Here is a 22477-nt window from a genome sequence, read left to right on the forward strand (position 1 = left end):
AGATCATCTCCTGGAGTACCTGAACTTTTTCGAAGCGAACAATAAACACAGGCGCGCGCCCGATGATTCCGGATGTATTTTCAACCAAAAAAAATGGCCCCTTGAGGGGCCATTTTTCATTGCAACTTACAACACTCAGAACAACTTGCGACCTTTGTTGGCCGCAATGCGCATGCGCAACGCGTTCAGCTTGATGAAGCCTGCCGCGTCTGCCTGGTTGTAGGCGCCGCCATCTTCTTCAAAAGTGGCGATGTTGGCGTCGAACAACGACTCATCGGACTTGCGACCGGTCACGATCACGTTGCCCTTGTACAGCTTCAGGCGCACAACGCCGTTCACGTGGACCTGGGAAGCGTCGATCATCTGTTGCAGCATCAGACGCTCAGGGCTCCACCAGTAGCCGGTGTAGATCAGGCTGGCGTACTTGGGCATCAACTCGTCTTTGAGGTGAGCCACTTCACGGTCCAGGGTGATGGACTCAATGGCGCGGTGAGCGCGCAGCATGATGGTGCCGCCCGGGGTTTCGTAGCAACCACGGGACTTCATGCCCACGTAACGGTTCTCGACGATGTCGAGGCGGCCGATACCGTGTTCGCCACCGATACGGTTCAAGGTCGCCAGTACGGTGGCCGGGGTCATTTCGACGCCGTCCAGCGCGACGATGTCGCCGTTGCGGTAGGTCAGTTCCAGGTACTGGGCCTTGTCAGGAGCGTTCTCCGGGGAGACGGTCCATTTCCACATGTCTTCTTCGTGCTCGGTCCAGGTGTCTTCCAGCACGCCGCCTTCATAGGAGATGTGCAGCAAGTTGGCGTCCATCGAGTACGGGGACTTCTTCTTGCCGTGACGCTCGATCGGGATCGCGTGCTTTTCAGCGTAGTCCATCAGCTTTTCACGTGACAACAGGTCCCATTCACGCCACGGAGCAATCACTTTTACGCCTGGCTTCAAGGCGTAGGCGCCCAGTTCGAAACGCACCTGGTCGTTGCCCTTGCCGGTGGCGCCATGGGAAATGGCGTCGGCGCCGGTTTCGTTGGCGATTTCGATCAGGCGCTTGGCGATCAGCGGACGTGCGATGGAAGTACCCAGCAGGTACTCGCCTTCGTAGACAGTGTTGGCGCGAAACATCGGGAAAACGAAATCGCGGACGAACTCTTCGCGCAGGTCGTCAATGTAGATCTCTTTCACGCCCATGGCTTGCGCCTTGGCACGTGCAGGTTCGACCTCTTCGCCCTGACCCAGGTCAGCGGTGAAGGTCACCACTTCACAGTTATAAGTATCCTGCAGCCACTTGAGGATCACCGAAGTGTCCAGGCCGCCGGAATACGCGAGAACGACCTTGTTTACGTCGGCCATGCCATCACTCCACGGGGTTGTACGGAAAGGCGTCGATTCTACCGACCAAAACCGTGAAATTACAGAGGCGCGACAGCAAATGAAGATAAAGCGACAGATTATGTCGAGCGGGCGACGAAACGCCGCACCTTATGAGGTGGCGGCGGCGTTGCCTGGCGCCTTGGCCTGGGGCGCCGGTTTCTCGGGGGCTGCCACCCGTTCGAGCTGAATATTCACCCGGCGGTTTTTCGCCCGGTTGGCCGCGTTGGTGTTCGGCGCCAGCGGATAGCTTTCGCCATGAAAGCGCAGGGTAATCTGAGATTCCTGGATGCCATTGGCCTTGAAGTAGTCCATTACCGCCAATGCACGACGCCGCGAAACGTCGCGATTGGTCAGGCGATTGCCGCTGTTGTCGGAGTGGCCATTCAACTCGACGTGGTTAACCGTCGGGTCGGCTTTCATGAATTCGAGAATCACCGAGAGCTTTTTCCTGGCCGCCGCGTCCAGTTCGATGCCGCCACCCGGGAAGCCCACCTCGGTCTGTTTGACCTGCTCGAAATTCATCGGCAGCAGCTTGGTGGTGCAGAGTTGATAGTCGTTGTAGGCCTTGCTGAATTTCGCCGGCAGCAGGCGGATCTCGGAGTAACCGCCGTCGCGGCTATAGTGGCGCACCGTCGGGCTGCGCCCTTCGAGCAGGCCGGTAAACAAACGCCCGGCCTGGGCCTGGGAGCTGTTGAACAGCACATCGCCACTGCCGACACGCACCGCCCCCAGGTTGATATCGCCACGCCCTGGCTGCCACGGCGCAGCCGCCGCCAACAGGGTTGCGGAACCGGCACCCAACGAGCCGTTAAAGGCTTTCAGGCGAAACGTCGCCTGCTCGCCGGCCCGGCGCACGAACTCGCCCGAGCCGAAATCGGTGATCGGCTGGGTCAAGCGGCACTCGAATTTATCGCCCTCCACTTTCCACTCAATATTCTCCAGACGAGTCTGGAACGTGAGGGCCATCGCGGGCAGGCTGGCGAACACACTGAGCAGGGCTAAATAATGCTGGCGCACGGGAGGCTCCACTGGTTTCTACAACACATCAAGGCGTCATACATCGTTAAGGCATACCCAGGGATATCGGTCGCATCCTGCAAAACTTGATAGCGAGTGCCTGCAAGAGTCTTTTCCGGTAGCATTCCCACCAGATTGACCCGCCTGGAATCCCCAATGTCCGACCGCCTGACCCTGCTGCGTCCCGACGACTGGCATATTCATCTTCGCGATGGTGCTGCGTTGCCCCAAACCGTGGCCGATGTAGCGCGCACGTTTGGCCGCGCCATCATCATGCCTAACCTGGTACCTCCGGTGCGTAACGCCGCGGAAGCCGACGCCTATCGCCAGCGCATTCTCGCTGCACGACCGGCCGGCAGCCGCTTCGAACCGTTGATGGTGCTGTACCTGACCGACCGCACCCAGCCCGAAGAAATCCGCCAGGCCAAGGCCAGTGGTTTCGTGCACGCCGCCAAGCTGTACCCGGCCGGCGCGACCACCAACTCCGATTCCGGCGTCACCAGTATCGACAAGATCCTGCCGGCCATCGAAGCCATGGCCGAAGTGGGCATGCCGTTGCTGATCCACGGTGAAGTCACCCGTGGCGATGTCGATGTGTTCGATCGTGAAAAGATCTTCATCGACGAGCACATGCGCCGAGTTGTCGAGCTGTTCCCGACCCTCAAGGTGGTGTTCGAGCACATCACCACCGCCGATGCCGTGCAGTTCGTCACCGAGGCTTCGGCCAACGTCGGCGCGACCATCACCGCGCATCACCTGCTGTACAACCGCAACCACATGCTGGTGGGCGGGATTCGGCCGCACTTCTATTGCCTGCCGATTCTCAAGCGCAACACGCACCAGGTAGCGCTGCTCGATGCCGCCACCAGTGGCAGCGAGAAATTTTTCCTCGGTACCGACTCTGCACCTCACGCCCAACACGCCAAGGAAGCCGCGTGTGGTTGTGCCGGTTGCTATACCGCCTATGCGGCAATCGAGTTGTATGCCGAAGCGTTCGAACAACGCAACGCGCTGGACAAGCTTGAAGGGTTCGCCAGCCTCAACGGCCCACGTTTCTATGGCCTGCCGGCGAATACCGACCGCATTACCCTGGTCCGTGAAGACTGGACCGCCCCCACCAGCCTGCCGTTTGGCGAGCTGACCGTTATCCCGCTGCGCGCCGGTGAAACACTGCGCTGGCGCCTGCTGGAGGAACACCCGTGAGTGAAGACCATTACGACGACGACCAGGAACACGGTGGCGGTGGTGGCGGTTCCCGTCACCCGATGGCCGAGCGTTTCCGTGGCTACCTGCCCGTTGTCATCGACGTAGAAACCGGCGGCTTCAATTGCGCCACTGACGCGTTGCTGGAAATCGCCGCCACGACCATCGGCATGGATGAACAGGGTTTCGTGTTCCCGGAACACACCCACTTCTTCCGCGTCGAGCCGTTCGAAGGCGCCAACATCGAAGCGGCGGCCCTGGAATTCACCGGGATCAAGCTTGATCACCCACTGCGCATGGCCGTCAGTGAAGAAGCGGCGCTGACCGACATCTTCCGTGGCGTACGCAAGGCCCTGAAGGCCAATGGCTGCAAACGCGCGATCCTGGTGGGCCACAACAGCAGCTTCGACCTGGGCTTCCTCAATGCCGCCGTGGCGCGCCTGGACATGAAGCGCAACCCGTTTCACCCGTTCTCCAGCTTCGACACTGCGACCCTGGCCGGTTTGGCCTATGGCCAGACCGTGCTGGCGAAGGCCTGCCAGGCTGCCGGTATCGACTTCGACGGTCGTGAGGCCCACTCGGCCCGCTACGACACCGAGAAGACCGCCGAGCTGTTCTGCGGCATCGTCAACCGTTGGAAACAGATGGGCGGCTGGGAAGACTTCGGCGACTGAAGCCAAATCCCGCGCATAAAAAAACCGGCCCTCTCAGGCCGGTTTTTTTTGCTTCGAACGTGGCTTACAGCTTGCCAGCGTTCTCGGTCAGGTAAGCCGCAACGCCTTCTGGCGAAGCGTTCATGCCTTTGTCGCCTTTTTTCCAGTTGGCAGGGCAAACTTCACCGTGCTCTTCGTGGAATTGCAGAGCGTCGACCAGGCGGATCAGCTCTTCCATGTTACGGCCCAGCGGCAGGTCGTTGATGATCTGCGAGCGCACAACGCCCTTGTCGTCGATCAGGAACGCGCCACGGAAAGCCACGCCGCCTTCGGACTCAACGTCGTAGGCCTTGGCGATGTCGTGCTTCATGTCGGCAGCCATGGTGTATTTGACTTTGCCGATGCCGCCATCATTGATGGCGGTGTTGCGCCAGGCGTTGTGGGTGAAATGGGAGTCGATGGAAACGGCAACCACTTCAACATTACGCGCCTTGAAATCGTCCATGCGGTGATCCAGGGCGATCAGCTCCGATGGGCAGACGAAGGTGAAGTCCAGCGGGTAGAAGAACACCAGGCCGTATTTGCCTTTGATGGCTTCAGACAGTTTGAAGCTGTCTACGATTTCGCCATTGCCGAGGACGGCGGGTACGTCGAAATCCGGGGCTTGTTTGCCGACGAGTACGCTCATTGGGTATCTCCTGATGGTGGTGACTGAAGTAAAAGGATCCGTCCCAGTGTGCCGCAGCTAAACGACAGGCCTGTGACGTGATCACGCTTCGTGAAGACCGACCATCATACCGGAAAAAAGCCGTTCGTCAGTGAAGCCGCGTGCAAACACCAAGGCTTGAGAAACTACTTTGACAATCATTCTCGTTAACATTAAGATCCGTCGCACTTAAGCCTTAAACCGCGATGGTTCTCCCTTATGTATGTCTGCCTCTGCACTGGCGTCACCGACGGACAAATCCGCGAAGCAATCTACGAAGGTTGCTGCAGCTACAAGGAAGTACGTGAAACCACCGGCGTTGCCAGCCAATGCGGCAAATGCGCCTGCCTCGCCAAGCAAGTGGTACGGGAAACCCTGACGCAGCTGCAAACTGCCCAGGCTGCGATCCCCTACTCAGCAGAATTTACACACGCTTAATCAGCGTGTTTTAAAGAACCGGACTTAGTGTCCGGTTTTTTTATGCCCGTAATTCAAACAGTTAGCGCCAAGACGCGGAACACAAACATTCTTATTCCGATTAATTTTCATTTATTATTCAATAACTTAGGTTTGACAGTAGTAAATGCGCAGCTCAAACTCCGCCTTATATACAGCTAATACAGGGCAGGACCCCAATCATGAAAGGCGACATCACAGTCATCCAGCAACTCAACAAAATCCTTGCCAATGAACTGGTCGCGATCAATCAGTACTTCCTGCATGCGCGCATGTATGACGATTGGGGCCTGGAAAAGCTGGGCAAGCGTGAATACAAAGAATCCATCAAGGCCATGAAGGACGCTGACGCGCTGATCAAACGCATCCTGTTCCTTGAAGGCCTGCCGAACGTGCAGGACCTGGGCAAGCTGAACATCGGCGAGCACACCCAGGAAATGATCAACTGCGACCTGAACTTCGAGCGCAAGAGCCACACCGACCTGAAGGCCGCCATTGCCCATTGCGAATCCAAGGGCGACTTCGGCAGCCGTGAACTGCTGGAAGATATCCTTGAAGACCAGGAAGAACACATCGACTGGCTGGAAACCCAAATCGGCTTGATCGACAAAGTGACTATCGAGAATTACCTGCAATCGCAGATGGGTGAATAACCCTTCAATTCCCGGCCACTAAAAAGCCCCGCTCTCTTTCGAGAAGCGGGGCTTTTTATTGCCGCGGCCTAAAACAAATCAGGCTTCGGTCTTCGCAGCTGCTTTGGCCGCTGCGTCTTTGATCAGTGCCTGCAACGAACCATCAGCCGCCATTTCGGTGATGATGTCGCTACCGCCGACCAGCTCACCGGCAACCCACAGCTGCGGGAAGGTTGGCCAGTTGGCGTACTTCGGCAGGTTGGCGCGGATTTCCGGGTTCTGCAGGATATCCACGTAGGCGAACTTCTCGCCACATTGCATGATTGCCTGGGAAGCCTTTGCGGAGAAGCCACACTGGGGAGCGTTAGGGGCGCCCTTCATGTAAAGCAGAATAGTGTTGTTGGCAATCTGCTCTTTGATCGTTTCGATGATATCCATGGAACACCTCGGCTGGAACTTTCCGACTCATGGGTCGGCACGGTGGCGCATTGTAACGCAAACCCCAGCGTGACGCTCGGACTCCCCGACAGACAATCCTTACGCCGCCGCCACCTGCACCGGCACGCCGTTCAACGCTGCGTTGCCCGACAGCTCATCCAGTTGCCGCTCATCCGTCAGGTCATTCGCGCTCGCCCCCGGCTGCCCGCTGGCGATGGTCATCTGCACGCCAGGGCGGCCGTGGCCCCAACCGTGAGGCAGGCTGACCACGCCGGGCATCATGTCGAGACTGGCCAACACTTCCACCTCGATCATGCCGATCCGCGAGCTGACCCGTACCCGCTGCCCGTCAGTCAACTGGCGATGGGCAAGGTCATCCGGATGCATCAGCAGTTGATGGCGAGGCTTGCCCTTCACCAGCCGGTGGTAGTTATGCATCCAGGAGTTGTTGCTGCGCACATGCCGGCGGCCGATCAGCAGCAACTCATTCACCTCGGGCACCGGCTGCGCGGCAAAGCGCGCCAGGTCGGCAAGGATTACCGATGGTGCGGCCTGCAGATGGCCATTGGCGGTTTTCAGGCGGCCTGCGAGGTTGGGTTTCAGCGGCCCGAGGTCCAGGCCATGAGGGTGATCGGCCAGAGCGGCAATGGACAACCTGTCACCATAAGGCCCGGCCCGCAGCCCGAAGTCGATCATCTGCGCAGGCGGCATCGTCGGTTTGAGTGTATTACCCGTCTTCTCGGCAAACGCCCGGGCCAGGCCGACGAAGATTTCCCAGTCATGCAACGCACCCTCGGGTTTCGGCAGGATGGCGCGATTGAAACGGGTGACGTTACGCACCGCGAACATATTGAAGGTGGTGTCGTAGTGATCGTTTTCCAGGGCCGAGGTGGACGGCAGGATCAGGTCGGCGTAACGCGTGGTCTCGTTGATATACAGGTCGATGCTGACCATGAACTCCAGGCCATCCAGCGCCTGTTCCAACTGCCGGCCGTTAGGCGTGGAGAGCACCGGATTGCCCGCCACCGTCACCAGGGCGCGGATTTGCCCTTCACCCTCAGTGAGCATTTCTTCAGCCAGTGCCGATACCGGCAGCTCGCCCCCGTACTCGGGTCGCCCGGAAACCCGGCTTTGCCAGCGATTGAAATGCCCGCCGGAAGTCGAGGCCACCAGGTCGACGGCCGGCGTAGTGCACAAGGCCCCGCCGACTCGATCCAGATTACCGGTCACCAGGTTGATCAACTGCACCAGCCAATGGCACAGCGTGCCAAACGCCTGGGTCGATACGCCCATGCGGCCATAACACACTGCTGTGTCGGCCGCAGCGAAGTCCCGGGCCAACTGGCGGATCTGCTCGGCGGGCACCGCACATTGACGGCTCATGGCCTCGGCGGTGAATCCGGCCACGGCGTGGCGCACGTCATCCAGGCCGTCCACCGGCAGGTGACTGTCACGGGTCAGGTTCTCGGCAAACAGTGTATTGAGCAATCCGAACAACAACGCCGCATCACCGCCCGGGCGCACGAACAGATGCTGGTCGGCCATCGCCGCCGTCTCGCTGCGGCGCGGATCAACCACCACGACTTTGCCGCCGCGAGCCTGGATGGCCTTCAGGCGTTTCTCCACATCCGGCACGGTCATGATGCTGCCGTTGGACGCCAACGGGTTGCCGCCGAGGATCAGCATGAAATCGGTATGGTCGATGTCCGGGATCGGCAGCAACAGGCCGTGGCCGTACATCAGGTGGCTGGTGAGGTGGTGGGGTAACTGGTCCACCGAGGTGGCGGAAAAACGATTGCGGGTCTTCAGCTGGCCAAGGAAGTAGTTGCTGTGGGTCATCAGGCCATAGTTGTGCACGCTCGGATTGCCCTGGTACACCGCCACAGCATTCTGCCCGTGACGCGTCTGAATCGCGGCCAGGCGCTCGGCTACAAGTACAAAGGCGTCTTCCCACGGGATCGGCTGCCATTCGCTGCCCACTCGCAACATGGGCTGGTGCAGGCGGTCCGGGTCATTCTGGATGTCTTGCAGGGCCACGGCCTTGGGGCAGATATGGCCACGGCTGAACGTATCCAGGGGGTCGCCCTTGATCGAGGTGATCGCCAGGCTTGCGTCTTCGCCCTGGGTGGTCTCCAGTGTGAGGCCGCAGATGGCTTCGCACAGATGGCAGGCACGGTGGTGGAGAGTCTTGGTCATGGCCAGTATCTTTTATTGTGGGCTAGGCGCTTCGGACGAAAACTATGGCCCGCCCGGGGCAGCAGCGCCAGCAACGTTCGTCGTGTGAATCCAGGGGCATCAGGCCAGGCCATGAGGAAACATCAGGAAATGTTTCAGAAGCCTTCGGCAGCCCGCTGAAACCGACGCAGCCCGGCCTCAGCCCGCCCTCACGCATTGCAATGTGGCGCAGCGCCAGTGTACAAATGACCCGCTGCTGTCAGGAAACAGGCTTCAAAAGCGCCCTCCCCGCGTCCTTGAACTCCCCTAAAAACTGTAGCCCTATTGGTAAGACGCGACATTTAATTATAAGATCGCGCCTTCCCCTATTTCGTCGCCCCGTGCGGCTTTCGCCGCAGGTCTCGCCCGTTTTCAAAATAAACCAGGCTTTGAGTATCTGCGGTCTGTTGCAAAAAGGTAGTTAATGATGAGCGCAAGGCACTTTCTCTCCCTGATGGATTGCACGCCCGAAGAGCTGGTCAGCGTGCTCCGTCGAGGCATTGAGCTTAAAGACCTGCGTAACCGCGGCGTACTGTTCGAGCCTTTGAAAAACCGCGTGCTCGGGATGATTTTCGAGAAGTCGTCCACCCGCACCCGCGTGTCTTTCGAAGCCGGCATGATTCAGCTCGGCGGCCAGGCTATCTTCCTGTCACCTCGCGATACCCAACTGGGCCGTGGCGAGCCGATCAGCGATTGCGCGATCGTGATGTCGAGCATGCTGGATGCGGTGATGATCCGTACCTTCGCCCACAGCACCCTGACCGAATTTTCCGCCAACTCCCGAGTGCCCGTGATCAACGGCCTGTCCGATGACCTGCACCCCTGCCAGTTGCTGGCCGACATGCAAACCTTCCTCGAACAGCGCGGCTCGATCCAGGGCAAGACCGTGGCCTGGATCGGCGACGGCAACAACATGTGCAACAGCTATATAGAAGCGGCGATCCAGTTCGACTTCAAATTGCGCGTTGCCTGCCCTGAAGGCTACGAGCCGGATGCACGTTTCCTGGCCCAGGCCGGCGACCGCGTGACCATCGTCCGCGACCCGCGTGAGGCGGTCATCGGCGCACACCTGGTGAGCACCGACGTGTGGACCTCCATGGGCCAGGAAGAGGAAACCGCCAAGCGCCTCAAGCTCTTCGCCCCGTTCCAGGTCACCCGCGCCCTGCTCGACCTGGCCGCGCCGGACGTGCTGTTCATGCACTGCCTGCCCGCCCACCGTGGCGAAGAAATCAGTCTCGACCTGCTGGACGATCAACGTTCAGTAGCCTGGGCCCAGGCGGAAAACCGCCTGCACGCACAAAAAGCCCTGCTCGAGTTTCTGGTTGCGCCGGCGTACCGTCCTGCATGAGCCAGCCACTACTGCTGAACCTGCGCAATCTGGCATGCGGCTATCAAGACCAACGGGTGGTGCAGAACCTCAATCTGCACCTCAACGCCGGCGACATCGGTTGCCTGCTGGGCTCCTCGGGCTGCGGCAAGACCACCACCCTGCGAGCGATTGCCGGGTTTGAGCCGGTGCATGAAGGCGAGATCAGCCTGGCAGGCGAAGTCATTTCCAGCGCCGGTTTCACACTGGCCCCGGAGAAACGTCGGATCGGCATGGTGTTCCAGGACTACGCGCTGTTTCCACACCTCAGCGTGGCTGACAACATCGCCTTCGGCATTCGCAAGCACCCGCAAAAAGAGCGTGTGGTCGCTGAATTGCTGGAACTGGTGAACCTGAAAAACCTCGGCAAGCGCTTCCCCCACGAACTCTCGGGCGGCCAGCAGCAACGCGTCGCCCTGGCTCGCGCCCTGGCGCCGGAACCGCAATTGTTGCTGCTGGACGAACCCTTCTCCAACCTCGACGGCGAACTGCGGCGCAAACTCAGCCACGAAGTACGCGATATCCTCAAGGCGCGGGGCACCAGTGCGATTCTGGTGACCCACGACCAGGAAGAAGCCTTCGCAGTGAGTGACCATGTCGGCGTGTTCAAGGAGGGTCGCCTGGAGCAGTGGGATACGCCCTACAACCTCTATCACGAACCGCTGACACCCTTTGTCGCCAGCTTCATTGGCCAGGGTTACTTCATTCGCGGGCAGTTGAACACGCCGGAATCGGTTACCACCGAACTGGGGGAGTTGCGCGGCAATCGTGCCTACACCTGGCCAACCGGCGGCGCGGTGGATGTGTTGCTGCGCCCGGACGACATCGTTTATGCACCGGACAGCGCCTTGAAGGCGCGGATTGTCGGCAAGACGTTCCTCGGCGCGTCGACCCTGTATCGCTTGCAGCTGCCGACAGGCGCTCAGCTGGAGTCGATCTTCCCCAGCCACGCCGATCACCAGGTCGGTGCCGACGTGGGCATTCGCGTGGCAGCCGAGCACCTGGTGTTGTTCCAGGCCTCAGGCAGCACCGCAGCACAAATCCCTCAGGTTGAGTCAGGCGTTCGACGCTACAACACCGCCTCCTGACGTCAACGCATCACGCCCGGCCAATTTCCGCGAACTTGGCCTGGGTGTGTTCGGCCAGCACTGTCGCTGCCAACTCCACCTCAAGCCCCCTTCTCCCCGCACTGATAAAAATTGTCGGAAACGACTGCGCCGTCACATCGATGAAGGTGCGCAGGCGTTTCTTCTGCCCCAGCGGGCTGATGCCGCCTAGTAAGTAACCGGTGGCCCGTTGCGCCGCTGCCGGGTCTGCCATCTCGACCTTTTTTACCCCCGCCGCCTGCGCCAACGCCTTTAAATCCAAACTTCCGACGACCGGCACAACCGCCACCAGCAGCTCGGCTTTTTCACTGCTGGCCAGCAGGGTCTTGAACACCTGCGCCGGGTCCAGGCCCAATTTTTCCGCGGCCTCCAGACCATAGGACGCTGCCTTGGGGTCATGTTCGTAACTGTGAATTCGATGTTCGGCGCGAACTTTTTTCAACAGGTCCAATGCGGGCGTCATGTGGGCTCCAGGCTTGGCAAAAAGGTGAAAAAACAGACAGCCAATTCTAGGCCAACAACAAGCAAAAGGCTCTAGTCCGAAGCCCTCTGCCACGCGCTCACGCGCACCTTCCCTGCCGCTTCCCGCGCCCACGGCACGATCATTCACCACACCAATAATTACAAAATGACCGATCGTTCACTTTCGACCTTTGACAGCCGTCATTCTTGTCTATATTTTTTCGTTTACGAATACTGTAGGAATGCACCTACGGATTCACAGCAGTAAGCCGCGAACAGGATGGGGATCCTCGCCACGGTGAAAATCGCCGATTGCCCGTTGCGGCAAAACGCCAGACAACAACAAAAACAGAGGTTTTCCATGACAACTGCTCTTCAACAGCCTTCACTTTCAAGTCAATGCATGGCCGAATTCCTGGGCACTGCGTTGCTGATCTTCTTCGGTACCGGATGTGTTGCTGCGCTCAAGGTCGCGGGTGCCAGCTTTGGGTTGTGGGAAATCAGTATCATCTGGGGGATCGGCGTCAGCATGGCGATCTACCTGAGCGCCGGTATTTCCGGGGCTCACCTCAATCCGGCGGTCAGTATCGCGCTGTGCATCTTTGCCGATTTCGACAAGCGCAAACTGCCGTTCTACATCATCGCCCAAGTCGCCGGGGCCTTCTGTTCGGCCGCGTTGGTTTACACGCTCTACAGCAACCTGTTTTTCGATTACGAACAAACCCACCACATGATTCGCGGCACCCAGGCCAGCCTGGAATTGGCGTCGGTGTTTTCCACCTACCCGCATCCGCTGCTGGGCACGGCCCAGGCGTTCCTGGTGGAAATGGTCATCACCGCGATCCTGATGGGCGTGATCATGGCCCTGACCGACGACAACAATGGACTGCCCCGCGGCCCGTTGGCGCCGCTGCTGATTGGTTTGCTGATCGCCGTGATTGGCAGTGCCATGGGCCCGCTGACCGGCTTTGCGATGAACCCGGCCCGTGACTTCGGCCCCAAGCTGATGACCTTTTTCGCCGGTTGGGGTGAAATGGCTTTCACTGGCGGGCGCGACATTCCTTACTTCCTGATTCCGATCTTTGCGCCGATTGTCGGCGCCTGCCTCGGTGCTGCCGCCTATCGCGGGCTGATTGCCCGTCACCTGCCCAGCGCCGCACCTGCTACAACTGATGCAACCGAAGCGGCTGGCACCGCCAAAACCCGTACTTCCTGATGCGATAGCCTGGACCGTACTGCCCTTTTGCGGCCCAGGCTGTTTACTGACTTCCCTATTCTCCGTCCAAGGCAATCGACATGACCGACATTCAGAATAAGAACTACATCATTGCCCTCGATCAGGGCACCACCAGTTCCCGGGCGATCATCTTCGATCGTGACGCCAACGTGGTCTGCACCGCCCAGCGTGAATTCACCCAGCATTACCCGCAAGCCGGCTGGGTCGAACATGACCCGATGGAGATTTTCGCCACCCAGAGCGCGGTGATGGTCGAGGCCCTGGCACAAGCCGGCCTGCACCATGACCAGGTCGCGGCCATCGGTATCACCAACCAGCGTGAAACCACCGTGGTCTGGGACAAAATCACCGGCCGCCCGATCTACAACGCGATCGTCTGGCAATGCCGGCGCAGCACCGAGATCTGCCAGCAGCTCAAGCGCGACGGCCACGAACAATACATCAACGACACCACCGGCCTGGTCACCGACCCGTACTTCTCCGGCACCAAGCTCAAGTGGATCCTCGACAACGTCGAAGGCAGTCGCGAACGTGCGCGTAACGGCGAGCTGCTGTTCGGCACCATCGACAGCTGGCTGATCTGGAAATTTACCGGCGGCAAGACCCACGTCACCGACTACACCAACGCCTCGCGCACCATGCTCTTCAACATCCACACGCTGGAGTGGGATGCGAAGATGCTGGAGATTCTCGACGTGCCGCGCGAAATGCTGCCGGAAGTGAAGTCTTCCTCGGAAATCTATGGTCGCACCAAAAGCGGTATCGCCATCGGCGGTATCGCCGGTGACCAGCAGGCGGCGCTGTTTGGCCAAATGTGCGTAGAACCGGGCCAGGCGAAAAACACCTACGGCACCGGCTGCTTCCTGCTGATGAACACCGGCGACAAGGCGGTGAAATCCAAGCACGGCATGCTCACCACCATCGCCTGCGGCCCGCGTGGCGAAGTGGCCTACGCCCTGGAAGGCGCCGTGTTCAACGGCGGTTCCACCGTGCAATGGCTGCGTGACGAGTTGAAGATCATCGCCGATGCCACCGACACCGAATACTTCGCCGGCAAGGTCAAGGACAGCAACGGCGTGTACCTGGTGCCAGCCTTCACCGGCCTGGGCGCTCCGTACTGGGACCCGTATGCCCGTGGCGCGCTGTTCGGACTGACCCGTGGCGTACGCGTGGATCACATCATTCGTGCAGCCCTGGAGTCGATTGCCTACCAGACCCGCGACGTACTCGATGCCATGCAGCAGGATTCCGGCGAACGCCTCAAATCCCTGCGGGTAGACGGTGGCGCGGTCGCCAACAACTTCCTGATGCAGTTCCAGGCCGACATCCTCGGTACCCAGGTTGAACGCCCACAAATGCGCGAAACCACCGCGTTGGGCGCCGCTTACCTGGCCGGCCTGGCGTGCGGTTTCTGGGGCAGCCTGGACGAACTGCGTGGCAAGGCGGTAATCGAGCGTCAATTCGAACCGCAGCTGGAAGAAGCAGCGAAGGAAAAACTCTACGCCGGCTGGCAGAAAGCAGTCAGCCGCACCCGCGACTGGGAACCCCACGAAGGCGCTGAATAAGCCAAGCGCCGGACGCGCATAGGGTTGTAACTGGCAGGGAGCAGATTCCTGCGTCATCATGGGCCACTTTTTACGGCAGCCCAAAGGACGCACCATGAATCTGCCTCCCCGCCAGCAACAAATCCTCGAACTGGTTCGCGAACGCGGCTATGTGAGTATCGAGGAAATGGCGCAGCTCTTCGTTGTCACCCCGCAAACCATCCGCCGCGATATCAATCAACTGGCGGAAGCCAATCTGTTGCGCCGCTACCATGGCGGCGCAGCCTATGATTCCAGCGTTGAAAACACCGCGTACGCCATGCGTGCCGACCAGATGCGCGACGAAAAACAGCGCATCGGCGAAGCCATCGCCGCGCAAATCCCCGATCACGCCTCGCTGTTTATCAACATCGGTACCACCACCGAATCGATCGCGCGTGCGCTGCTTAACCACAGCCACCTGAAAATCATCACCAATAACCTCAACGTCGCCATGATGCTGAGTGCCAAAGACGACTTCGACGTACTCCTGACCGGCGGCAACGTGCGCCGTGACGGCGGCGTGGTAGGCCAGGCCAGCGTCGACTTTATCAACCAGTTCAAGGTCGATTTTGCCCTGGTGGGCATCAGCGGCATCGATGAAGACGGCAGCCTGTTGGACTTCGATTACCAGGAAGTACGGGTTTCCCAGGCGATCATTGCCAATGCGCGCAAGGTGATCCTGGCGGCGGACTCCAGCAAATTCGGGCGCAACGCCATGATTCGCCTGGGACCCATCAGTTTGATTGATTGTTTAGTCACCGATCAGCAGCCGGTCCCGGCACTGGTGCAGTTGCTGAATCAGCACAAGATTCGGCTGGAAGTGGTGTAAGCCTATACAGGGGGTGTCCTGCCCCCTGATGTTCACAAATTTTCCTTTCTTCGCCCTTCGATCAGTATTTTCAATCGAAGCGGGCTGGCTGTGCCTGCGTTTATAAGCTACCATTTTCGCAAATGAACATTTATGTTCGAATTCCAATACGAAAAAGATTGCGAGGCCAGCCGATGAACCCTTCTACCTTGCCTGCCCCACCGCTTGCCGAAGTCTATGACGTCGCCGTTATCGGTGGCGGGATCAATGGCGTCGGGATTGCAGCAGACGCAGCCGGTCGCGGTTTGTCGGTATTCCTTTGCGAAAAGGACGACCTGGCCAGCCACACTTCCTCCGCGAGCAGCAAGCTGATCCACGGTGGCCTGCGCTACCTGGAGCATTACGAATTCCGCCTGGTGCGCGAAGCCCTGGCTGAACGTGAGGTGCTGCTGGCCAAGGCCCCGCACATCGTCAAGCAGATGCGCTTTGTATTGCCCCACCGCCCGCACCTGCGTCCGGCATGGATGATTCGCGCCGGCCTGTTCCTGTATGACCATCTGGGCAAGCGGGAAAAACTCGAAGGCTCCAAGAGCCTCAAGTTCGGCCCAGACAGCCCGCTGAAAAGCGAAATCACCAAAGGCTTCGAATACTCCGATTGCTGGGTCGACGACGCCCGCCTTGTAGTACTCAACGCCATGGCTGCGCGGGAAAAGGGTGCGCACATCCACACCCAGACCCGTTGCGTCAGCGCACACCGCAGCAAAGGCCTGTGGGAAATGAACATGGAACGTGCCGACGGCAGCCTGTTCTCGATCCGCGCCCGAGCGCTGGTGAACGCCGCCGGCCCGTGGGTGGCCAAGTTCATCAAGGATGACTTGAAGCTGGATTCGCCCTACGGCATCCGTCTGATCCAGGGCAGCCACCTGATCGTACCGAAGCTGTATGAAGGCGCCCACGCGCACATCCTGCAGAACGAAGACCAGCGTATCGTCTTCACCATTCCGTACCTGAATCACCTGACCATCATCGGCACCACCGACCGCGAATACACCGGCGACCCGGCGAAAGTGGCGATTACCGAAGGTGAAACCGACTACATGCTCAACGTGGTCAACGCGCACTTCAAGAAACAACTGAGCCGCGATGACATCGTGCACACCTATTCCGGCGTGCGCCCGCTGTGCAACGACGAGTCCGACAACCCGTCGGCCGTGACCCGCGACTACACCCTGGCGCTGTCCGGCACCTCGGGCGAGGCGCCGTTGCTGTCGGTGTTCGGCGGCAAGCTGACCACCTACCGCAAGCTGGCCGAATCGGCGATGGCACAACTGGCGCCTTACTTCACGCAGATGCGCCCAAGCTGGACGGCTACAGCCACCCTGCCCGGCGGCGAAAACATGAGCACGCCAGAAGCCCTGGCCGATGCAATCCGTAGCAAATACGACTGGGTGCCGAGCGAGATTGCCCGTCGCTGGTCCACCACTTACGGCAGCCGCACCTGGCGCCTGCTGGAGGGCGTGCAATCGCTGGCGGACATGGGTGACCACCTCGGTGGCGGCCTGTACACCCGCGAAGTCGATTACCTGTGCGCTGAAGAATGGGCCACTCAGCCCCAGGACATCCTGTGGCGCCGCAGCAAGCTGGGCCTGTTCACCACGCCGCAGGAGCAGGAGAACGTGCAGCGTTACCTGTCCAAGGTTGAACACAACCGCGGCAAGATCGAAGCGGCCTGATCAGCCCGACGTAAAAAAGCCCCTGCACCGAAAGGTCCAGGGGCTTTTTCATGCCTGCAGATGACGCTGATAGCGCAGGCCCATTTCACGAATCCCGCTGAAGGCAGAGCCCAGCAACACGGGATAAGCCGCCTGCAAAAAGCCTGGCGTGGCCGTCGCGAGAGCCCGCTCCAACCATAGGCAGGCCTGCACTTCGTCGCCGTCGTGAGCCAGCTCCGCAGCATGGTTGTATTGCCCGCGGAAATCCCCGGCCTCGGCTGAGCGCTGATACCACTGGCGCGCCAGTTGAACATCCTTGGGCACCACCACGCCTTCATGGTGGAACCGCCCCAACAGGTTCATCGACTTGGCGTGCCCCTTGGCCGCAGCCTGGCGGAACAGTTCATATGCCGCGACAAGGTCACGCTCCACACCACGGCCACGCGTCAGCAACTGGCCGTAGTTATACAAACCCCAATCCAGCCCCAGATCGGCGGCCTTGCGGTAATGCCGCGCACTGTCTTCCAAGTCGACCTCGCAGCCCCAGCCATTCTCCAGGCAGCGCCCGATCATGTTGATCGCCATGGGGTGACGCTGCCGCGCAGCGATGCGAAACCAGCTCAACCCCAGCGCCTCATCCTTCTGCACGCCACGACCGTCGAGCAGCAGCTGGGCCAGGGTCGCCTGTGCGTCGGCATCTCCCAGCTGTGCCGCATGCATCACCCAGCGCACATAGGCACGCGGGTTATCACCGATATCCGAGGGCTCGCTGCCTGGCTGTGCGCTCTGCATTCCTGCCCCGAGTAGCGATCAAGGACCGCAAAAAGTTTCATGATTTATTTGGTTACAAAGTATTACATTTGAGATCGCTTATCAATTACGATCGCATCTCACTAACACTAACAAGAGATTACTCAATGGCTACCGGCATCAGTTCTGCCCCCCTCTCATCGCGGCATTTGCTCGCGTCGGCAGTGGGCCTGGCAGTGGCTGCGCAAGGAGGATTCAGTTACGCGGCGGAGCCCGCACCAGAAGACAACACAGGGGTCATCCAACTCGGCGCGACCAGCATCGAAGGCCAGGCCCCGAGCCAGAGCGTCTACAACCCTGTGGCGCCTTCTTCCCCCAAGTACACCGAGGCCCTGCGCGACACGCCGCAGACCATCACGGTGGTGCCCAAGGAAGTCATTCATGACCAGAACCTGCTGACCCTGCGCGACGTGCTCAGCACCGTGCCGGGGATCACCTTCGGGGCCGGCGAAGGCGGCAGCGGGTATGGCGACAGCATCAACCTGCGCGGCTTCTCCGCCAGCGGCGACATCTACGTAGACGGCGTGCGTGACAGCGCGCAGTACAGCCGAACCGACCCGTTCAACCTGGAGCAGGTCGAAGTCGTCAGCGGCGCAAGTTCGGTGTATTCCGGCTCCGGCGCGGTCGGTGGCACCATCAACCTGGTGAGCAAACAGCCGGAATTACGCGACAAAACCACCATCAGTGCGGGCATCGGCACCGATAACTACAAGCGCACCACCCTGGACACCAACCAGACGCTGAACGACACCACCGCGTTCCGCCTGAACCTGATGGCCCATGGTAACGACGTGCCTGGCCGCGATTATGAAGATTACGAACGCTGGGGCATCGCGCCCTCCATCGCGTTTGGCCTGGGCACGCCGACACGTGTCACCGTCAGTTATGAGCACCAGAAAGACGACAACACACCGCAATACGGTATCCCCATCTACAACGGCAAGCCCATGCCGGGCGTGGGTTGGAGTGACTACTACGGCTACCACAACATCAATGACCAGCAAATCACCTCGGACTCGTTCAGCCTGAAGCTCGAACACGACTTCAACGACGCCGTGTCCGTGCGCAACTTCACCCGCGTCGAGCGGGTGCGCCAGGACCTGCGCGCCTCAGGCCCCGAAGGTGCATTGACCGGCTGTCTGGCCAGCGGCACCCAGATCACCGGCGCCCCTTGCGCCGCAGGCCTGCAGCCAGGCTACTTCCAGCCAAGCGGCGGCTCACTGGGTAACGAGCGCAACACCCAGAACAAGATGTTCACCAACCAGACCGACGTCACCAGCCACTTCAGCACCGGGTTCATCGACCACACGCTGGTGACCGGCATCGCCATCAGCCGCGAGGAATACGAGGCGGATACCGGTAAATGGCTGACCAACGCCAACGGCAGCACCATCGTCCCACCACCGGTCAGCTACAGCGACCCGAACTCCGAATGGTCCGGCCCCGTCAACTTCACCCGGGCCGCCCACATTGACGGCGCGCTGAACAACCGCGCCGCCTATGCCTTCGACACGCTCAAGCTCAACCCACAGTGGGAAATCAACGGCGGCCTGCGTTACGAGCACAACGCCGGCAGCTCGGTGACCAATGCCTATTCCAGCACTGGCGTGGAAACGCCCGGCACTCGCTACGGCCAGGCGGATGACCTGACCTCCTACCGCCTGGCGCTGGTCTACAAACCGGTGGAAAACGGCAGCTTCTATATCGCCTACGGCAACAGCAAGACGCCGTCCCAGGCCAGCGTCAATGGGGGTTGCTACACCCCGGCCAAAAGCTCAAGCATCGCCACCAACAACTGCGATGTTTCCCCGGAAACCGCCGTCAGCTATGAGATCGGCACCAAATGGGACCTGCTCGACAATGCCCTGTCGCTGACGGGCGCGATCTTCCGCAATGACCGCACCAACTATAAAGTCGCCGACAATGACCCGAGCAACCTGAGCGGCACCCAGACCCTCGACGGCAAGGCACGTGCAGACGGTGTGGCGCTGGGCCTGAGCGGCCAACTTACTGACCACTGGAAAGTCTTCGCCAACTACACCTACCTGAACACTCGTGTGCTGCGCAGCGCCAGCGATTACACCCTGGCGACCACCGGCATCGACGTGCAGAAAGGCGAGCCGCTGACCTTCACCCCCAAACATGCAGCCAGCATCTGGACGGTGTACGACCTGCCCTACGACTTCCAGGTGGGCTACGGCATCACGGCGCAAACCAAGCAGTACCTGGTCAGCGCCGCCAACTCGCCGACTTCCCCCGGCTATGCGGTGCAGCGTGCGATGCTCGGTTACAAGGTCAACAAACAGTTGAACCTGCAGCTGAACATCAACAACCTGTTCGACAAGGAGTACCTCACCCGTATCCGCAACAACGGTTGGGCAGTGCCCGGCGATGGCCGCGCGGCAGTGGTGTCGGCCGACTACACGTTCTGAAAGAGCCACACCCAAAAGCTCCGGGAGCCACACTCCCGGGGCTTTTTCATGGGCGATACAGGCCCACGCCACCATTCGGTTTTCCGAACGCCATAACTCAACCTATTCGGTTTGCCGGACCCAAACAGGAGAAAAAACCCGTAACACAAAGTTAATCTCTATATAAATCATATGGTTAACCTTTTATTTCTGGTCTGGCACGACTCATGCTCTACACTCGTAGGCGATTGCCTGAGGCGCCTCAGGAGCCGTCACAGGCTTTCGCAGTACTGTTTATATAAAAACGTGGCCGTCCCAACCGGTCTCATAAAAAAAACAAATGTCGAGGAAGTATTGATGCGCATCGTTCCCCATATCCTGGGCGCAGCTATCGCTGCTGCTCTGATCAGCACTCCAGTTTTCGCCGCCGAACTCACCGGCACACTGAAGAAAATCAACGACTCCGGCACGATCACTCTCGCTCACCGCGACAGCTCCATTCCGTTTTCCTATATCGCGGATGGTTCGGGCAAACCCGTGGGCTACTCCCACGACATTCAGCTGGCTATCGTTGAAGCCCTGAAAAAAGACCTGAACAAACCCGACCTGAAGACCAAGTACAACCTGGTCACCTCGCAAACCCGTATCCCGCTGATCCAGAACGGCACCGCGGATATCGAGTGCGGCTCCACCACCAACAACGCCGAACGCGCCCAGCAGGTTGACTTCACCGTCAATATCTTCGAAATCGGCACCCGCCTGCTGGTCAAGAAAGACAAGGAAGGCAAGCCGTCCTACAGCGATTTCGCCGACCTGAAAGGCAAGAACGTCGTGACCACCGCCGGCACCACGTCCGAGCGCATCATCAAGGCGATGAACGCCGACAAGCAGATGGGCATGAACGTCATCTCCGCCAAGGACCACGGCGAATCCTTCCAGATGCTGGAAAGCGGCCGCGCCGTTGCCTTCATGATGGACGACGCCCTGCTGGCCGGTGAAGAAGCCAAGGCCAAGAAACCGGACGACTGGGTCATCACCGGTACTCCACAGTCCTTCGAAGCCTACGCCTGCATGGTTCGCAAAGACGACCCAGCCTTCAAGAAGGCCGTGGATGACGCGATCGTCGGCCTGTACAAATCTGGCGAGATCAACAAGATCTACAGCAAGTGGTTCGAGAGCCCGATTCCACCAAAAGGCCTGAACCTCAACTTCCCGATGAGCGACAAGGTCAAGGATCTGATCGCCAACCCAAGCGACAAGCCAGCGCCTGACGTAAAAATCTGATACCTGACTAAGCTTATGTCCTGAGGGAGCCAACCCTCCCTCAGGCGTCTGTTGCTACCTGCTGGCTTTAATTTTGGAACACTCGACCTGGCGGTTTTCGAGCCGATCGCGTGTGCCTGGCGTTCACCGTCGGGCGGGAAAGGATCTTCCCCAAGCGGGTGCTTGTACATCGATCGATCTCGAGGGGAGACCCTAATGAATTACAACTGGGACTGGGGCGTGTTCTTCAAGTCCACCGGCGTGGGCAGCGAGACTTATCTCGACTGGTACATCGCCGGCTTGGGCTGGACCATTGCCATCGCCGTCGTGGCATGGATCATCGCCTTGCTGCTGGGGTCCATTCTGGGCGTCATGCGCACCGTGCCAAACCGCATCGTATCGGGCATCGCGACCTGCTACGTGGAACTGTTTCGCAACGTACCGCTGCTGGTTCAGCTGTTCATCTGGTATTTCCTGATACCCGACCTGCTGCCGCAGAACCTGCAGGACTGGTATAAACAAGACCTCAACCCGACCACCTCGGCCTACCTGAGCGTTGTCGTGTGTCTGGGCCTGTTCACCGCTGCCCGGGTGTGCGAACAAGTGCGTACCGGCATCCAGGCGCTGCCACGGGGCCAGGAATCCGCCGCACGCGCCATGGGCTTCAAGCTGCCGCAGATCTACTGGAACGTGCTGCTGCCCCAGGCCTACCGGATCATCATTCCGCCGCTTACCTCGGAATTCCTCAACGTCTTCAAGAACTCCTCCGTGGCGTCCCTGATCGGCTTGATGGAACTGCTGGCGCAAACCAAACAGACCGCCGAGTTCTCGGCCAACCTGTTCGAGGCCTTCACCCTGGCCACGCTGATCTATTTCACCCTGAACATGAGCCTGATGCTGCTGATGCGCGTGGTCGAGAAGAAAGTCGCCGTGCCCGGCCTGATCTCCGTGGGGGGTAAATAATGGACTTCGATTTCAGCGGCATCATCCCCGCCATCCCGGGCCTGTGGAACGGCATGGTCA

The 22477-nt window shown here is 59.7% G+C and carries 20 protein-coding genes; 13 read left to right on the plus strand and 7 right to left on the minus strand.

What is annotated here, in order from left to right:
* Positions 1-135: 135 nt before the first annotated feature.
* A complete protein-coding gene (locus tag ACIOMR_RS23170; protein ID WP_003208700.1) occupies positions 136-1353 on the minus strand; it encodes an argininosuccinate synthase in 1218 nt (405 codons plus the stop codon).
* Positions 1354-1482: 129 nt separating this feature from the next.
* Positions 1483-2391: an OmpA family protein gene (locus ACIOMR_RS23175; protein ID WP_087695280.1), complete on the minus strand. Its 909-nt coding sequence runs from the start codon at positions 2389-2391 to the stop codon at positions 1483-1485.
* A gap of 156 nt (positions 2392-2547) precedes the next feature.
* Here ACIOMR_RS23175 and pyrC point away from each other — a divergent pair, with 156 nt between their 5' ends.
* The gene (gene pyrC, locus ACIOMR_RS23180) at positions 2548-3594 is read left to right on the plus strand and encodes a dihydroorotase (protein WP_003208703.1); all 1047 of its coding nucleotides are present in this window, start codon (positions 2548-2550) and stop codon (positions 3592-3594) included.
* Positions 3591-4268 carry a ribonuclease T gene (rnt, locus tag ACIOMR_RS23185; RefSeq protein WP_003208704.1) on the plus strand — a complete coding sequence of 226 codons (678 nt, stop codon included), beginning with the start codon at positions 3591-3593 and terminating at the stop codon, positions 4266-4268. The genes pyrC and rnt overlap by 4 nt, the downstream gene beginning before the upstream one ends.
* A gap of 64 nt (positions 4269-4332) precedes the next feature.
* Here the strand turns inward: rnt and ACIOMR_RS23190 are convergent, their stop codons facing one another.
* A complete protein-coding gene (locus ACIOMR_RS23190; protein WP_003172097.1) occupies positions 4333-4935 on the minus strand; it encodes a peroxiredoxin in 603 nt (200 codons plus the stop codon).
* Positions 4936-5172: 237 nt separating this feature from the next.
* On the opposite strand from ACIOMR_RS23190, the gene ACIOMR_RS23195 reads away from it, so the two are divergent.
* Both ACIOMR_RS23195 and bfr read left to right on the plus strand, forming a co-directional pair.
* Entirely contained in the window at positions 5173-5391 is a 219-nt protein-coding gene (locus ACIOMR_RS23195) for a bacterioferritin-associated ferredoxin (protein WP_003208706.1), read from the plus strand.
* A gap of 200 nt (positions 5392-5591) precedes the next feature.
* Complete coding sequence (gene bfr, locus ACIOMR_RS23200; protein ID WP_008433502.1) at positions 5592-6062, plus strand: bacterioferritin; 471 nt, start codon at positions 5592-5594, stop codon at positions 6060-6062.
* Positions 6063-6140: 78 nt separating this feature from the next.
* Here the strand turns inward: bfr and grxD are convergent, their stop codons facing one another.
* On the minus strand, positions 6141-6479 hold the full coding sequence (gene grxD, locus ACIOMR_RS23205; RefSeq protein WP_003208710.1) for a Grx4 family monothiol glutaredoxin: 339 nt from the start codon (positions 6477-6479) through the stop codon (positions 6141-6143).
* A gap of 99 nt (positions 6480-6578) precedes the next feature.
* Positions 6579-8675: a molybdopterin oxidoreductase family protein gene (locus tag ACIOMR_RS23210; RefSeq protein WP_177036168.1), complete on the minus strand. Its 2097-nt coding sequence runs from the start codon at positions 8673-8675 to the stop codon at positions 6579-6581.
* A 445-nt stretch (positions 8676-9120) separates the two neighbouring features.
* Between ACIOMR_RS23210 and argF the strand changes: the two genes are divergently transcribed.
* On the plus strand, positions 9121-10041 hold the full coding sequence (gene argF, locus ACIOMR_RS23215) for an ornithine carbamoyltransferase (protein WP_177067270.1): 921 nt from the start codon (positions 9121-9123) through the stop codon (positions 10039-10041).
* On the plus strand, positions 10038-11147 hold the full coding sequence (locus tag ACIOMR_RS23220; RefSeq protein WP_003208716.1) for an ABC transporter ATP-binding protein: 1110 nt from the start codon (positions 10038-10040) through the stop codon (positions 11145-11147). The genes argF and ACIOMR_RS23220 overlap by 4 nt, the downstream gene beginning before the upstream one ends.
* A gap of 10 nt (positions 11148-11157) precedes the next feature.
* Here the strand turns inward: ACIOMR_RS23220 and ybaK are convergent, their stop codons facing one another.
* Complete coding sequence (gene ybaK, locus ACIOMR_RS23225) at positions 11158-11628, minus strand: Cys-tRNA(Pro) deacylase (protein WP_003208718.1); 471 nt, start codon at positions 11626-11628, stop codon at positions 11158-11160.
* 360 nt (positions 11629-11988) lie between these two features.
* On the opposite strand from ybaK, the gene ACIOMR_RS23230 reads away from it, so the two are divergent.
* From ACIOMR_RS23230 to glpD, 4 genes are all read left to right on the plus strand, one after another.
* Positions 11989-12843, plus strand: a complete 855-nt coding sequence (locus ACIOMR_RS23230; RefSeq protein ID WP_401196586.1) for an MIP/aquaporin family protein — start codon at positions 11989-11991, stop codon at positions 12841-12843.
* Between the two features lie 80 nt (positions 12844-12923).
* Entirely contained in the window at positions 12924-14429 is a 1506-nt protein-coding gene (gene glpK / locus ACIOMR_RS23235) for a glycerol kinase GlpK (protein ID WP_003208721.1), read from the plus strand.
* A gap of 94 nt (positions 14430-14523) precedes the next feature.
* Complete coding sequence (locus tag ACIOMR_RS23240; protein ID WP_003208723.1) at positions 14524-15279, plus strand: DeoR/GlpR family transcriptional regulator; 756 nt, start codon at positions 14524-14526, stop codon at positions 15277-15279.
* Positions 15280-15452: 173 nt separating this feature from the next.
* The gene (gene glpD, locus ACIOMR_RS23245; protein ID WP_008433488.1) at positions 15453-16991 is read left to right on the plus strand and encodes a glycerol-3-phosphate dehydrogenase; all 1539 of its coding nucleotides are present in this window, start codon (positions 15453-15455) and stop codon (positions 16989-16991) included.
* Between the two features lie 48 nt (positions 16992-17039).
* On the opposite strand, the gene ACIOMR_RS23250 is transcribed toward glpD, so the two are convergent.
* Positions 17040-17762, minus strand: coding sequence for a tetratricopeptide repeat protein (locus ACIOMR_RS23250; RefSeq protein WP_003208726.1), 723 nt, complete (start codon positions 17760-17762; stop codon positions 17040-17042).
* A gap of 125 nt (positions 17763-17887) precedes the next feature.
* Between ACIOMR_RS23250 and ACIOMR_RS23255 the strand changes: the two genes are divergently transcribed.
* From ACIOMR_RS23255 to ACIOMR_RS23265, 3 genes are all read left to right on the plus strand, one after another.
* Positions 17888-20212 (plus strand): TonB-dependent siderophore receptor, encoded by a 2325-nt coding sequence (locus ACIOMR_RS23255; RefSeq protein WP_102369838.1) that lies wholly within the window; start codon positions 17888-17890, stop codon positions 20210-20212.
* A 336-nt stretch (positions 20213-20548) separates the two neighbouring features.
* The gene (locus tag ACIOMR_RS23260) at positions 20549-21475 is read left to right on the plus strand and encodes a glutamate/aspartate ABC transporter substrate-binding protein (RefSeq protein ID WP_008433481.1); all 927 of its coding nucleotides are present in this window, start codon (positions 20549-20551) and stop codon (positions 21473-21475) included.
* 195 nt (positions 21476-21670) lie between these two features.
* Positions 21671-22417 (plus strand): amino acid ABC transporter permease, encoded by a 747-nt coding sequence (locus ACIOMR_RS23265; RefSeq protein ID WP_003208731.1) that lies wholly within the window; start codon positions 21671-21673, stop codon positions 22415-22417.
* Positions 22418-22477 lie beyond the last annotated feature (60 nt).

The sequence above is a fragment of the Pseudomonas sp. NPDC087814 genome (assembly GCF_044742865.1).
In the GTDB taxonomy this organism is placed as follows: domain Bacteria; phylum Pseudomonadota; class Gammaproteobacteria; order Pseudomonadales; family Pseudomonadaceae; genus Aquipseudomonas.